The organism is Streptomyces sp. UNOC14_S4 (assembly GCF_020740835.1).
Classification (GTDB): Bacteria; Actinomycetota; Actinomycetes; order Streptomycetales; family Streptomycetaceae; genus Streptomyces.
This window is the reverse complement of record NZ_JAINFC010000185.1, coordinates 1-13,107: the sequence shown is the minus strand read 5'-3', so window position 1 is coordinate 13,107 and position 13,107 is coordinate 1. Positions and strand designations below refer to the sequence as shown.

The 13,107-nt window shown below is 72.8% G+C and carries 12 protein-coding genes; 3 read left to right on the top strand and 9 right to left on the bottom strand.

Annotation, left to right across the window (positions count from 1 at the left end; genetic code table 11):
• On the bottom strand, positions 1 to 1,234 hold a 1,234-nt coding region (locus tag K6I34_RS18170), incomplete at its 3' end, for an aminotransferase class III-fold pyridoxal phosphate-dependent enzyme (RefSeq protein WP_229327323.1).
• Positions 1,235 to 1,500: 266 nt separating this feature from the next.
• On the opposite strand from K6I34_RS18170, the gene K6I34_RS18165 reads away from it, so the two are divergent.
• The gene (locus tag K6I34_RS18165) at positions 1,501 to 2,691 is read left to right on the top strand and encodes a serine protease (protein WP_229327322.1); all 1,191 of its coding nucleotides are present in this window, start codon (positions 1,501 to 1,503) and stop codon (positions 2,689 to 2,691) included.
• 81 nt (positions 2,692 to 2,772) lie between these two features.
• Here K6I34_RS18165 and hflX read toward each other — a convergent pair whose 3' ends face one another.
• From hflX to miaA, 6 genes are all read right to left on the bottom strand, one after another.
• Positions 2,773 to 4,266: a GTPase HflX gene (gene hflX / locus K6I34_RS18160; RefSeq protein ID WP_229327321.1), complete on the bottom strand. Its 1,494-nt coding sequence runs from the start codon at positions 4,264 to 4,266 to the stop codon at positions 2,773 to 2,775.
• A 131-nt stretch (positions 4,267 to 4,397) separates the two neighbouring features.
• Positions 4,398 to 5,885 carry a M1 family metallopeptidase gene (locus K6I34_RS18155; protein ID WP_229327320.1) on the bottom strand — a complete coding sequence of 496 codons (1,488 nt, stop codon included), beginning with the start codon at positions 5,883 to 5,885 and terminating at the stop codon, positions 4,398 to 4,400.
• Positions 5,886 to 6,023: 138 nt separating this feature from the next.
• Positions 6,024 to 8,153, bottom strand: a complete 2,130-nt coding sequence (locus tag K6I34_RS18150; RefSeq protein WP_229327319.1) for a bifunctional (p)ppGpp synthetase/guanosine-3',5'-bis(diphosphate) 3'-pyrophosphohydrolase — start codon at positions 8,151 to 8,153, stop codon at positions 6,024 to 6,026.
• A gap of 276 nt (positions 8,154 to 8,429) precedes the next feature.
• A complete protein-coding gene (gene dapF / locus K6I34_RS18145; RefSeq protein WP_229327318.1) occupies positions 8,430 to 9,311 on the bottom strand; it encodes a diaminopimelate epimerase in 882 nt (293 codons plus the stop codon).
• A 186-nt stretch (positions 9,312 to 9,497) separates the two neighbouring features.
• The gene (locus K6I34_RS18140) at positions 9,498 to 9,983 is read right to left on the bottom strand and encodes a hypothetical protein (protein ID WP_229327325.1); all 486 of its coding nucleotides are present in this window, start codon (positions 9,981 to 9,983) and stop codon (positions 9,498 to 9,500) included.
• A 108-nt stretch (positions 9,984 to 10,091) separates the two neighbouring features.
• Positions 10,092 to 11,030 carry a tRNA (adenosine(37)-N6)-dimethylallyltransferase MiaA gene (miaA, locus tag K6I34_RS18135; protein WP_229327317.1) on the bottom strand — a complete coding sequence of 313 codons (939 nt, stop codon included), beginning with the start codon at positions 11,028 to 11,030 and terminating at the stop codon, positions 10,092 to 10,094.
• Between the two features lie 195 nt (positions 11,031 to 11,225).
• On the opposite strand from miaA, the gene K6I34_RS18130 reads away from it, so the two are divergent.
• Positions 11,226 to 11,468 carry a hypothetical protein gene (locus K6I34_RS18130; protein ID WP_229327316.1) on the top strand — a complete coding sequence of 81 codons (243 nt, stop codon included), beginning with the start codon at positions 11,226 to 11,228 and terminating at the stop codon, positions 11,466 to 11,468.
• Between the two features lie 31 nt (positions 11,469 to 11,499).
• Complete coding sequence (locus K6I34_RS18125; RefSeq protein ID WP_229327315.1) at positions 11,500 to 11,745, top strand: antitoxin; 246 nt, start codon at positions 11,500 to 11,502, stop codon at positions 11,743 to 11,745.
• A 185-nt stretch (positions 11,746 to 11,930) separates the two neighbouring features.
• Here the strand turns inward: K6I34_RS18125 and K6I34_RS18120 are convergent, their stop codons facing one another.
• Together K6I34_RS18120 and K6I34_RS18115 are read right to left on the bottom strand one after the other, a co-directional pair.
• The gene (locus K6I34_RS18120) at positions 11,931 to 12,641 is read right to left on the bottom strand and encodes a class III extradiol dioxygenase subunit B-like domain-containing protein (RefSeq protein ID WP_229327314.1); all 711 of its coding nucleotides are present in this window, start codon (positions 12,639 to 12,641) and stop codon (positions 11,931 to 11,933) included.
• A gap of 30 nt (positions 12,642 to 12,671) precedes the next feature.
• Positions 12,672 to 13,107 (bottom strand): hypothetical protein (locus tag K6I34_RS18115; RefSeq protein ID WP_238489215.1); only part of this gene is annotated, 436 nt, incomplete at its 5' end.

The window sequence follows — 13,107 nt, the reverse complement described above, 5'->3', positions numbered from 1 at the left end:
GTGCGGCGGGGTGGGTACGGGCGACCGCCGCGACGGCGTCCGACAGCCGGTCCAGCACCGCCTCCAGCTGTTCGCCGGTGATCGTGAGGGGCGGCAGGAGGCACACGACGGAGGAGTGCCCGCCACCCGGCCCGACGATGAGCCCGCGGCGCAGGCAGGCGCTCCGCACGGCGGCGGCCGTGCCGGGCGCGCACACGATGCCGGTCATCAGCCCGAGCCCCCGGACGTCACCGAGGCAGGCGTGCTCCCGCGCGAGTCCGCGCAGTCGCCCGAGCAGGTGCGCGCCGAGTGCGGCGGCGCGCAGGGCGAGGCCGTTCTCGCGTACGTACCGCAGGGTGGCCGCGCCCGCGGCCATGGCCAGCTGGTTGCCCTGGAAGTCGTCGGCAGGACGGTCCGCGCCCAGGCCCTCGTGGTGGACCACTGCGGCGAGCGGGAGGCCGCCGCCGATCGTGCGGCCCAGCACCATCGCGTCGGGCACGATCCCGCTGTGCTCGACCGCCCAGAAGGCGCCGGTCCGGCCCACGCCGGTGGCCGTCTCGTCCACGACGAGGGGGATCGCGCGGGCCGCGGTCAGGTCACGGGCCCGGCGCAGCAGGCTCTCCGGCGTCACACGCGTGTCACCGTTCCCGGCCACGGCCGCGACGGCCACGCCCGCGGGCGGCCGCGCCCCGCTCGCCAGGCGGGCGAAGAGCGCGTCGGCGGACAGGCCGGACGGTGAATCGGCGGACAGGCCGCACAAAACGTCGGCAGGCCGGTCGGAAAACACGTCGGCAGAAGTCTGCTCCGCGAGGGGCAGCAGCTCTGTATGGCCGGTGGCCGCCCGGACCAGTGCGCGTACCGCCCGTGCGGTGCCCTCTGCCGAGGGTTCGCAGAAGCGGACGCGCGCCCTGTCGGCGAGCGGGCCCGGGAGGGTGGCGAACAGTTCGCCGGTGAACGCGTCGCGCAGTGGGGTGGCGGGCTCCGGAGTGCTCAGCGGAGCGCCCGAGTCAAGCACGGCACGGATCGCCTCCAGCACGACCGGGTGATTGTGCCCGAGCACCGAGGTGCCCGAGTGACAGTCGAGATAGCGGCGCCCGTCGGCCCCCTCGACGGTCAGCCCCCGGGCGCGGACCGGCACGACGGGCAGCGAGCGGGCGTACGTGTGGTCCGCCGCCCGCCGCTCCGGCTGTCCACGGAGGGAGCCGTCGTGAGCCCTCGGCCACGGCGCCCTCAGCGGCAGCTGGGTGACGGTCACGGCGCTGGGACCTCCTGATGCTGAACGCGCGTCGGCTCTTCCCCGTATCTCCCCGTACGTACCAACGACGCGGCGAGCGGCGGAACACGGCCCGCCGTCAAGAACCTTCCGCGGGAACCGGGGACCCGCCCTCGCCCGTCTCCCACCGCACCGGCATAGTGGGGTCCTGCCACCCCCGCTGGGGCGGTACATGACAAGTTCAGAGGGGTGCGCGCACCGCGCGGGCACCGCCGCGTCAAAAGATCGATTCAGGGGGAACCCACTCCATGCCATCCATCCGCCGGCCCGCGCTGGCGACGGCCGCTCTGGTCGCCGCGCTGGCCCTGACGGCCACCGCGTGCGGCCCTTCCGAGGACAATGCCTCCGGCAGCGACAAGCCGAGCGCGTCCGCGGCACAGACGGGCGACGACGGTCTCCAGCTGCCCAAGAACCTGCCCTCGTCCCTCAAGGACCTGGACAAGTGGAAGAACGGCGCCTGGAAGAACTGGGACAAGGACCAGTGGCTCCGCGAGGCACGTGACTTCATCAACCCCATCATCAAGGGCCACTGGAAGCCCGACACGATGAAGGACGCGCGCACCCCCGACAAGACGCTGGCGGCCAAGGGCGCGCCCGGCAGCGCGCCCGGCGCCTCCGGCGACCAGGGCGTCACCGACCCCGAGCCGCGTCCGGTCGCCGCCAAGTCGGTCGGCCTGCCGTACCACAACAACGCCGCCCCGGTCGGCAAGGTGTTCTTCGACAGCCCCGAGGGCCACATGGTCTGCTCGGCGACGGTCGTCAAGGACCCGGCACACCCGGGCAAGTCCAACCTGGTCTGGACGGCGGGCCACTGCGTGCACGCGGGCAAGAGCGGCGGCTGGTACCGCAACATCGCCTTCGTGCCGTCCTACAACGACAAGGGCCTGCCGGGCGCCCAGGTCAACAGCGCGCCCGTGGGGGACGTCGCCCCGTACGGCGTGTGGTGGGCGGACTGGGCACAGACGTCCTCGCAGTGGATCACGCAGGGCGCCGAGACCGGTGGCGCCGGTGCCCCCTACGACTTCTCCGTGCTGCACGTGAAGCCGGAGGCCGGGTCCGGCAAGTCGCTGGAGGAGACCGTCGGCAACGCCCTCACCGTGGACTTCAACGCCCCGCAGGTGGCGGGCATCCAGTCGATGGGCGCCTGGGGCTACCCTGCCGCACCGCCTTTCGACGGCCAGAAGATGTACGACTGCGTCGACAAGCCGAGCCGTCTGACCATCGAGCCCGCGCAGCCGACGATGTACCGCATCGGCTGCACGATGACCGGTGGTTCGTCCGGCGGCGGCTGGTTCACCCAGCGCGACGGCAAGGTGGTGCTGGTGTCCAACACCTCCATCGGCCCGGCCAACAGCACCTGGCTGGCGGGACCGCGCCTCGGTCCCGAGGCCCAGGGCGTCTACAACGGCATCAGCCAGAAGTTCGCCAAGCAGCAGTAACAGCGCAGGAAAAAGGGCCCGCCCCCGGTCGCTCCGGAGGGCGGGCCCTTCCCCATACCTGATTCTTTTGCCCGACAGACCTCAGCTACGGGCCGCCGGGACGAAGCACTCGAACTCGGCGGCGAGCTCCTCGTGGACCCGCGCCTTGATGAGCGTGCCTTCCGGGGTGTGCTCCTCGGAGATCACCTCACCGTCGGCGTGCGCCCGCGCGACGAGAGCGCCCTGCGTGTACGGCACGAGGGCCTCGATCTCGACGGCGGGCCGGGGCAGCTCGCTGTCGATCAGCCCCAGCAGCTCCTCGATGCCCTCACCGGTCCGCGCGGAGACGGCCAGGGAGTGCTTCTCGATGCGCAGCAGCCGCTGCAGGACCAGCGGGTCCGCGGCGTCCGCCTTGTTGATCACGACGATCTCCGGCACGTCGGTCGCGCCGACGTCGCGGATCACCTCGCGCACGGCGGCCAGCTGCTCCTCCGGGTCCGGGTGCGAGCCGTCCACCACGTGCAGGATCAGGTCGGAGTCGCCGACCTCCTCCATGGTGGAGCGGAACGCCTCGACGAGGTGGTGCGGCAGGTGCCGGACGAAGCCGACGGTGTCGGCCAGGGTGTAGAGCCGCCCGCTGGGCGTCTCGGCGCGGCGCACGGTCGGGTCGAGGGTGGCGAACAGCGCGTTCTCCACCAGCACGCCCGCGCCGGTGAGCCGGTTCAGCAGCGAGGACTTGCCCGCGTTGGTGTAACCGGCGATGGCGACCGAGGGGATCTTGTTGCGGCGGCGCTCCTGGCGCTTGATGTCGCGCCCGGTCTTCATCTCCGCGATCTCCCGGCGCATCTTCGCCATCTTCTCGCGGATCCGCCGCCGGTCCGTCTCGATCTTGGTCTCACCGGGACCGCGGGTGGCCATGCCGCCGCCCGACGATCCGGAGCCGCCACCACCCATCTGCCGGGAGAGCGACTGACCCCAGCCGCGCAGCCGGGGCAGCATGTACTGCATCTGGGCGAGCGAGACCTGGGCCTTGCCCTCGCGGGACTTGGCGTGCTGCGCGAAGATGTCGAGGATCAGGGCGGTCCGGTCGACCACCTTGACCTTGACGACGTCCTCGAGGTGGATGAGCTGGCCGGGGCTGAGCTCACCGTCGCACACCACGGTGTCGGCGCCGCTCTCCAGGACGATGTCCCGCAGCTCCTGCGCCTTGCCGGAGCCGATGTAGGTGGCCGGGTCCGGCTTGTCGCGGCGCTGGACGACACCGTCGAGGACGTGGGCGCCCGCCGTCTCGGCGAGCGCGGCCAGCTCCGCGAGGGAGTTCTCGGCGTCCTGCACCGTGCCCGACGTCCACACGCCGACCAGCACCACGCGCTCCAGGCGCAACTGCCGGTACTCGACCTCGGTGACGTCCTCCAGCTCGGTGGAGAGTCCCGCCACGCGGCGCAGTGCCGCGCGCTCGGAGCGGTCGAACTGCTCGCCGTCACGCTCCCCGTCGATCTCGTGGCTCCAGGCGACGTCCTCTTCCATCAGGGCGTCGGCCCGAAGGCTCTCCGGGAGGCTCTGCCGGTCCTGGGGAAGGGAAGAAGAGGAGGTCATTTGATCCTTACGTCGTTGGAAGTGGCGGCCCCGACGAGGGACCACACCGTCGACAACGTGCGGCGGCCCCCGGAGATTCCCGGGCGGCTCCCGCGCCGACCCGTCGATGGTCCCACGCCGTGGTACGCGCGTCACGCGGGTTTCTTGGTGGGCTTCCAGTCCGGGTGACCGGGCATGGGCGGGGTCGCCTGGTCGTACAGCCAGGCGTGCAGGAACGCGGTCAGGTCCTGGTGGGCGACGCGGGAGGCGAGCGCGATGAAGTCGGCCGTGGACGCCGTGGAGTCGCGGTGGGCGGCGACCCACTGGCGCTCCAGCTTCTCGAAGGCGGCCGCCCCGATCTTCTCGCGCAGCGCGTAGAGCACCACAGCGCTGCCGTCGTAGACGACCGGCCGGAAGATGCTGACCTTCCTGCCCGGAGCGGGTCCCTTGGGCACGGCGGGCGGCCCGCCGTCGGCGCGCATGGCGTCGGAGTACTCGTAGGCCGTGCGCATCCGGTCGGTGAACTTCCTGCCGCCCCGTTCGTCCGCGTAGAGCGCCTCGTACCAAGTGGCGTGGCCCTCGTTGAGCCAGAGATCGGACCACATCCGGGGGCTGACGCTGTCGCCGAACCACTGGTGGGCCAGCTCGTGCACCATGATCGATTCGAGGTACCAGTCGGGAATGTCGGTCCGGGTGAACAGGGCGCGCTCGAAGAGCGAGAGCGTCTGCGTCTCCAGCTCGAACCCGGTCGACGCATCGGCCATGAGCACCCCGTACGTCTCGAACGGGAACTGCCCGACGTGCTTCTCCATCCAGGCGATCTGGTCGGGCGTCTTGGCCGTCCACTTCTCCAGCCGCTGCTGTTCGGCGGCGGGCACCACGTCGCGCACGGCCAGCCCGCGCGGCCCGCTGCGGTGCGGGGTGACGGAGCGGCCGATCGAGATCTGGGCGAGCTCGGTGGCCATGGGGTGCGTGGTGCGGTAGGTCCAGGTGGTCTCGGCGCCCTTGGTGACCTGTCCCGCGGGGAGGCCGTTGGCGACCACGGTGAGCTCCTTGGGAGCCGTGACGTGGAAGGTGAAGCGGGCCTTCTCGGAGGGGTGGTCGCTGCCGGGGAAGATCCGGTGGGCGGCGTCGGCCTGGTTGGCCATGACCAGCCCGTCGCTCGTGGTGACCCAGCCGCCGTCGCCCGCACCCCGCGGGTCGCTGGTGTGGCGCACCCGGACGGTGAACTGCCCGCGGGCCGGGAGCGTCATGGCCGGGGTGACGACCAGGTCCTCCTGGACCGGCCGGAAGTCGGCGGGCACCCCGTTGACCTCGACCGAGCGGACCGTGCCGTGGGTGAAGTCCAGGTTGAAGTGGTCCAGCCAGTCGCCCGCCTCGGCCCTGATGGTGGTGACGGCGTCGAGCGGCTTGTCGTTGCCGTGGTAGTCGAGGGCGATGTCGTAGGCGAGCACATGGAAGCCCGGGTTGCCCAGGTACGGGAAGAGCCGGTCGCCGATCCCCTCCGCGGTGGGGACGGGCGGGGCGGCGGCTCCCACGAGGAGGGTCGCGGCGGCGGTGTAGAAGGCGGCCCTGCGGCGCAGGGACCACTGGCTGAACGGGAAGCGCGTCCTGGCGCGGGCGGCGAGGGAGTGCGGCATGGTCCACCGCTACCAGCGCGACGGCCCTGGCTGTCGGCGGCGCGACGCCGCCCCACCCGTATGAGCGCTTCGGCAGACTGTACGAATGTCACACCGGCAGGACTGCCGACGGACACACTGGCGAGGCCGCCGACAGGCTCACAGCGGCGCTCCGGCGAAGGAGCGGCCCGCCCGTTCGACGTCGTAGACGCCCGGGACGCGGCGCATGGCGCGGATCAGCTCGGGCAGTTGGGCGGCGTCGGCCAGCTGGAGCGTGTAGGTGTGCCGGACGCGCTGCTCGTGCGGCGGCTCGACGGCGGCGGAGATGACCGCGGCCCCCTCCCCCGCGATGGCCTCGGTCAGGTCGGCCAGCAGGTGCGGCCTGCTGAACGATTCGGCGAGGAGAGTGACCCGGTAGTCGAAGGACCCGTCCCCCTCCGGATTGCTCCACCGCACGTCCATGGCCGTGCGCCCGGAGGCGACCATCCTGCCGACAGCGGGGCACTGGGCGCGGTGCACGGTCACCGCACCGCCCCGCACGGCGAATCCGGTGACCTCGTCGGGCGGAACGGGCGTACAGCACCCCGCGAGCCGCACGCTCGTGGCGGCCAGGTCGGTGCCGTCCGCGGTGACCACGACCGGCCAGCGGGCGGCAGGGGCAGTGGACCGCGGCGGCGGACAGGGCCGGTCCGGCGGGGACGGCGGCAGGGGCGGCGCGACGGGATCGGCCACCGGGTGGGTGGCGAGCCAGCGCTCGATGGCGATGCGCGCGGCGGGCGTACGGGCGTGCTCCAGCCAGTCCGGGGACGGGCCGGAAGCGGAGTCGCGCGACATGAGCAGTTGGAGCGTGTCACCGTCGCTCAGGACCGTGCTGAGCGTCGCGAGGCGGCCGTTGACCCGCGCGCCGATGCAGCTGTGCGCGCCGTCCCCGTGCTGCGCGTACGCGGCGTCGACGCACGTCGAGCCCGCGGGGAGGCCGATCGTGCCGCCGTCGGCGCGGAAGACCGTGACCTCGCGGTCCTGCGCGAGGTCGTCGCGGAGGGAGGTCCAGAACGTATCGGGGTCGGGCGTGGCCCGCTGCCACTCCAGAAGCCGCGAGAGCCAGCCGGGCCGGGTGGGGTCGACGCGCTCGCCGTCGGTCGCGTCGGGCGTCTCCGGCGCCGCGTAGGGGTTTCCCAGGGCGACGACCCCGGCCTCGGCGACGCGGTGCATCTGGTGGGTGCGGATGAGAACCTGCGCGGCCTCCCCCCCGGGGCCCGCGACGGCGGTGTGCAGCGACTGGTAGAGGTTGAACTTCGGCACCGCGATGAAGTCCTTGAACTCCGAGACGTACGGCGTGAAGCACGTATGGAGCTCTCCGAGGACGGCGTAGCAGTCGGCGTCCTCCCCGACGAGGACAAGCAGCCGCCCGAGGTCCGAACCGGTGACCCTGCCGTGCTGGAGCCGCACCCGGTGGACGGAGACGAAGTGCCGTGCGCGGACGAGGACTTCCGCGGCGATACCCGCCTCGCGCAGCACGCCGCGCACCCTGTCGGCCGTGACCACCAGGGGGTCGGAGCGGCCGGCGTGGGAGAGGACGAGATCGCGGGTGCGGGCGTACTCCTCGGGGTGGAGGATCGCGAAGACCAGGTCCTCCAGCTCCGTCTTGAGCGCCTGGACCCCCAGCCGCTCGGCGAGCGGGATGAGCACGTCCCGGGTGACCTTGGCGATGCGGACCTGCTTCTCGGGGCGCATCACGCCGAGGGTGCGCATGTTGTGCAGCCGGTCGGCGAGCTTGATGGACATCACGCGGACGTCGTTACCGGTGGCCACGAGCATCTTGCGGAACGTCTCCGGCTCGGCGGCGGCGCCGTAGTCGACCTTCTCCAGTTTGGTGACGCCGTCGACGAGGAAGCGCACCTCCTCACCGAACTCCCGGCGCACCTGATCCAGCGTCACCTCGGTGTCCTCGACCGTGTCGTGGAGGAGGGAGGCCGTCAAGGTGGTGGTCTCGGCGCCCAGTTCGGCGAGGATCAGGGTGACGGCGAGCGGGTGGGTGATGTACGGCTCGCCGCTCTTGCGGGTCTGGCCGCGGTGCGAGGACTCGGCGAGGAGGTAGGCGCGGCGCAGGATGTCCAGGTCCGCTCCGGGGTGGTGGGCGCGGTGGACCTTGGCGACGTGGTCGATGGCGTCCGGGAGGCGGCGCGCCCCGGACCCGCCGAGCGCCGCGCGCCTCAGCCGCCTCAGGTCGATACGGGCGCGGCCGCGCATGCGGCCGAGAGCACCTTCGTTCGCGGTCTCTGCGCTCATGAGCACCTCCGGCAGCCTCCACCGGTGGCCGGCCCTCGCCCGCTGACCCCGGTGCTTGATGTTACCGAGCCCATCACGCGCCGCTCACCCGCTCTCGCCCAGAGTGAAACGGATCACCCATTCGAGCGAGCCACGCAGCCAGGAGTTCGGCGACCGCGCGGATTCGCGGTAGTGCGGATCCGCAGGAGACCAGTGATGCGGTCCGCCCGGCGGTGCCACGGGGCGGACCGGTGCGCCAGTCGGTCACGGGCGCGGGGCAGGCCCGCGCCCGGCGGGTCAGCCGAGGGCGTCGGCGAGCCAGGAGGGATCGAGGACACCCTCCGCGACGATCACCGCGGGGCCGGTCATCTCGATCGAGCCGTCCGGCGCCTCGCCGATCACCAGCCGGCCGCCGGGGACGTCCACGGTGTAACTGACGGGCACACCGGTGACGGCCGGGTCGACGCCGTCCCGGCGGGCCGTCGCGACCATCACGGCGCACGCGCCCGTGCCGCAGGAACGCGTCTCGCCGGAACCGCGCTCGTGCACACGCAGGGCGACGTGGCGCGGGCCCCGGTCGACGACGAACTCGACGTTGGTGCCGTCCGGGTACGCGGCGGCGGGCTCGACGAGGGGCGCGGTGTACAGGTTCCCGGCGTCCGCGAGGTCCTCGGTGAAGAGGACGGCGTGCGGGTTGCCCATGTTCACGTTGCGCGCGGGCCAGCTGCGGTCGCCGACCGTGACGGTGACCTCCCCTTCGGGGAGCACCGCGCGGCCCATCCCGACGGTGATGTCACCGCCCGCGCTCTCCTTGGCGATGTGCGCACGGCGGATGCCCGCCCGGGTGGCGACGGCGAGATCGCCGTCGCCGACGAGACCCGCGTGCCGGAGGTAGCGGGCGAAGACGCGGACGCCGTTACCGCACATCTCGGCGATGCTGCCGTCGCTGTTGCGGTAGTCCATGAACCACTCGGCCTCGTCGGCCATGGCGCGCGCCTCGGGGTGGGCGGCGGACCGTACGACCCGCAGGACGCCGTCGGCGCCGATGCCCGCCCGCCGGTCGCACAGCCGGGCGACCGCGGCCGGGGACAGCTCCAGCCGCCCGTCGTGGTCGGGGATGATCACGAAGTCGTTCTCGGTGCCGTGGCCCTTGAGGAAGGCGATCTGCGCGGTGCTCACGGTTCGATGGTACGGGGCGCCTGCGGCAGCGGGCCGGGCGAGGTACGGAAGCGCTCCGCTGGTGGGCGTTCGCGTTCGTCTACGGGCCGGTGGGGGCTGGTCGCGCCCACGCGGCTGTGCCGCATTGCGGCACAGCCCCGCGCCCCTTCGGGGCGCGGGTACCGCACTGGACTTCGACAAGACCGCTCAGCGCAGGCGTGCCACGCGCCAGACGGCCAGTACGACGGCGATCGCGACGACGCCCACGTACAGGCCCACGTACCGCCAGTCCGGGCGGCTGCCGGAGCCCCGGGGCGGCAGCCCCGGCCAGGTGTAGCCGACGCGGCGGGCCGCCATGACGGCCCAGCCCGCGGCGCAGCAGCTGATGAGCAGTCCGAGCATGGCCACGACCGGCCCGCCGTCGCCGAACTCGAAGGCGAGCGGGAAGGCGAACATCAGCGAACCGATGGCGGCGAGCGCGACGATGGGCGCGAGCTGCCAGGCACGCAGCTTGCGCTGCGGGCGCAGCTCCCGGAACGACGCGGGCGCGGCGGCAGCGGCGACCGCGCCGTCGGCCCCTTCGGTGTCGTCGGGGCCGTCAGGTGTCAGCGCCTCCGGAGGCGCTGCCGGAGCCAGAGCTTCCGGTTCGTCCCGGGGCGGCTGCTGTGGTCTGTCACGAGGGCCGGCCTCCATCGCCACGCGCCCTCCCCACTCGGACTCCACCACTCGATCGACCGCTTGATGATGGCACGCCCGCCCGGCCCGGAATGCCGCGCATAGCGTCCCGATGCCATCACGTGATCAGGCTGTGACCGCCCGTTCGACCAACGTCAGGGCTTGTCCGGGGAGTTCCGCCCGGTGCTCGGCGGCCCCGCTCAGCCAGTGCACGCGACCGTCCTTGCGGAACCACGAGTCCTGCCGTCGCGCGAACCGCTTCGTGGCCCGTACGGTCTCGGCGCGGGCCTCCTCCTCGGTGCACTCCCCCGCCAGGAAGGCGAGCACCTGCTGGTAGCCCAGCGCGCGCGACGCGGTGAGGCCGTCCCGCAGGCCCTCGCGCTCCAGCGCGCGCACCTCGTCGACGAGTCCCGCCTCCCACATCCGGTCGACGCGGGTGGCGATCCGCTCGTCCAGCTCCGGGCGCCCGACGTCGACACCGATCTGCAGGGCGTCGTACACGGGCTCCTCACCGGGCAGGTTGGCGGTGAACGGCTTGCCGGTGATCTCGATGACCTCCAGGGCGCGCACGATGCGGCGGCCGTTGCCGGGCAGGATGGCGCTCGCGGCGGCCGGGTCGGCGGCGGCGAGCCGCGCGTGCAGCACGCCCGGTCCCCGCTCCGCCAGCTCCGCCTCCAGCCGGGCGCGCACGGCCGGGTCGGTGCCGGGGAACTCGAGCGCGTCGATGGTGCCCTTGATGTAGAGCCCCGACCCTCCGACGAGCACAGGCGTGCGACCTTCGGCGAGCAGGCGGTCGATCTCGGCGCGGGCCAGCCGCTGGTACTCGGCGACGCTCGCGGTCTCGGTGACATCCCAGATGTCGAGCAGGCGGTGCGGCACGCCCTTGCGTTCCTCGGGCGTCAGCTTGGCCGTGCCGATGTCCATGCCCCGGTAGAGCTGCATGGAGTCGGCGTTGATCACCTCGCCGTCCAGATGCTGGGCGAGGGAGACGCCGAGATCGGACTTGCCGGCCGCCGTGGGGCCGACGACGGCGATGACCCGCGGGGCGGGACGTGCGTTTTTCACCGGGTTTTTCACCGCATCAGTCTCGCAAACCTCCGGCGTGCCCCTCGAACGAGCGACGTGACGCGACGCTGTCGGTTTCGTTGCCTGTTGCGAGGTTCCGAGAGCCGGTTCGCGGGCCGGTGTCCGGAAACGGCGCACTGGAGCGCTCCGGACGACGCGGGACTTCGCTCACACCAGTAAGGTAATGGAGTAGATATGGGCGTGTTTTCAAGGTTCCGCCGCAAGAAGGCCGAGGCGTCAACCGAAGAGGCGGCGACAGCCACTCTGACGGCGGAACCGGCCGACGAGGCGGGGACCACCGAAGCCGCCGGGGCGGAGCCGGAGCAGTCCGGCGAGGCCACGGCGGAGGCCGCACCGGCCGAGGGGGTCGAGATCCCCAAGCAGCAGTCCGCGGAGAAGGCCGCGGACAGCGAGGCCGGTGAGGGCGCCCGTAAGTAGCTTCGCACCAGGAAAGACGAGGGAAGGCGCCATGGGCCTGTTTGACGACCTCAAGGCCAAGCTCGGTCCGGTGAAGGACAAGGTCGGCGACCTCGCGCAGCAGCACGGGGACAAGATCGAGGCGGGGCTGGAGAAGGCCGCCAAGGCGGTCGACGAGAAGACCGGGGGCAAGTACACCAGCCAGATCCAGACGGGCACCGGCAAGGCCAAGGAAGCCATCGAGCGCCTCGCCGAGAAGGACGGCAAGGACGGCGGCTCGGGCTCCTCGTCCTCCTGACACCTCGTCGGCGACGGGCCGCGGAGCAGCACGCTCCGCGGCCCGTCGCCGTTTGTCCGCCTGCCCGGGCGCCGCTCGACCCCGCCCCCGTATGGCGTTCTCCCGGGCGTTCGTATGCCCGGAGGGTCGGGGGGCCGGATCGCGGCGGAAAGGCGCCCTGAGGGCCGCCAGGGGCGCCGGAGCGGCTAGGACCAGGCAGCGACGAAGTAGCCGACGCCGTACGGCGCCTCGTCGTGGAGCAGAGCGCCCCGCAGCCCGGCGCCCTCCGCCGCGCCCGCGAGCACCTGCCAGGGGGCGCGGCCCGCGGCCTGGAGCTGGCGGGCCAGATCCTCGTCGAGGGCGGCCAGTGCCCCGGTGTCCGCGGCGCCCAGGGCCCGTGCGGTGGCCGCGTCGAAGCCTTCGGCCCGGTCGTCGAGGTAGCCCGGCGCCTTGAGGGTCCGGCAGGCGCTGCCGTCGCCCATGGCGAGGAGGGCGACCCGGTCGCCGCGGGCGGCGAGTCCGCGGCCGGTCTCCAGGCACTCCTCGGCCCCGGCCCACTCGCCGATGCCCAGTCCCTCGACGGGAGCGGTCGCCCATCCCGTGCGGCCGAGCAGCCAGGCGGCCACGGTCAGGGACTGCGGCAGCACGCGTTCCCCGGCGGGCTGCCCGTCACCGAGGCGCACGTCGAGGTCGACGCCGAAGCCCCGGAACGTTCCGGCCGCGCCCTGGGGGTGATGCCCCTGGTCCGCGGGGCCCGCGGGCCCGACGACGACGAGCCGGTCGGGCCGCGCGGCGGCGAGCACCGCGACGGCGTCGAGGCAGGCGGCCCGCAGGGCGTCCAGCTCGGACGCGGCGCCGGAGGCGACCTCGGGGACCAGCAGGGGCGGGCAGGGGCACACAGCGGCGGCGACGAGCATGGGCCGCACCCTAACAAGCGCCGGGCGGCGTCAGGGCAGGTCGCCGCGGCCCAGCCAGGACGGTTTGAGGGGAACCCCGTCGGCGTCGTACCGCGCGGCGTCGCGCGCGTCCTGCGGGAGCCGCTGTGCGGCGGTCTCCGGCCGGGCGGCGGACTGCTCGGTGCGGACGCGCTTCCTGCGCAGGGACTTCTTGGGGACGGCTTCCACCGGCCGGTCGTCCTGCTGCGGCTCCGGGGGCGGCGTATCACTGTCGTACAGCAGCTCGGCGACGGTGAAGTGCGTGACGTAGTCGTCCCACGCGCCGTCCAGGATCAGCGCGTAGCCGTCGGCTGTGCGGAACAGACGCCTGCGCCTGGGGTTGTACGGGTGCACGGGTTCGTAGCTCCATGCACGCTTTTCCAACTCCCGCAACGCCTCGTCGCGGGAGCCCTCCACGTGTGCGATGACCGAGCCGGAGGTTGTCTCT

What these genes read in the sequence shown, in the direction of transcription:
- K6I34_RS18165 (WP_229327322.1), top strand. Translation starts at nt 1,501, where the DNA reads ATGCCATCCATCCGCCGGCCCGCGCTGGCGACGGCCGCTCTGGTCGCC.
- K6I34_RS18125 (WP_229327315.1), top strand. Translation starts at nt 11,500, where the DNA reads ATGGGCCTGTTTGACGACCTCAAGGCCAAGCTCGGTCCGGTGAAGGAC.
- K6I34_RS18150 (WP_229327319.1), bottom strand. Translation starts at nt 8,153, where the DNA reads ATGAGCGCAGAGACCGCGAACGAAGGTGCTCTCGGCCGCATGCGCGGC.
- K6I34_RS18120 (WP_229327314.1), bottom strand. Translation starts at nt 12,641, where the DNA reads ATGCTCGTCGCCGCCGCTGTGTGCCCCTGCCCGCCCCTGCTGGTCCCC.
- K6I34_RS18140 (WP_229327325.1), bottom strand. Translation starts at nt 9,983, where the DNA reads ATGGAGGCCGGCCCTCGTGACAGACCACAGCAGCCGCCCCGGGACGAA.
- K6I34_RS18155 (WP_229327320.1), bottom strand. Translation starts at nt 5,885, where the DNA reads ATGCCGCACTCCCTCGCCGCCCGCGCCAGGACGCGCTTCCCGTTCAGC.
- hflX (WP_229327321.1), bottom strand. Translation starts at nt 4,266, where the DNA reads ATGACCTCCTCTTCTTCCCTTCCCCAGGACCGGCAGAGCCTCCCGGAG.
- K6I34_RS18130 (WP_229327316.1), top strand. Translation starts at nt 11,226, where the DNA reads ATGGGCGTGTTTTCAAGGTTCCGCCGCAAGAAGGCCGAGGCGTCAACC.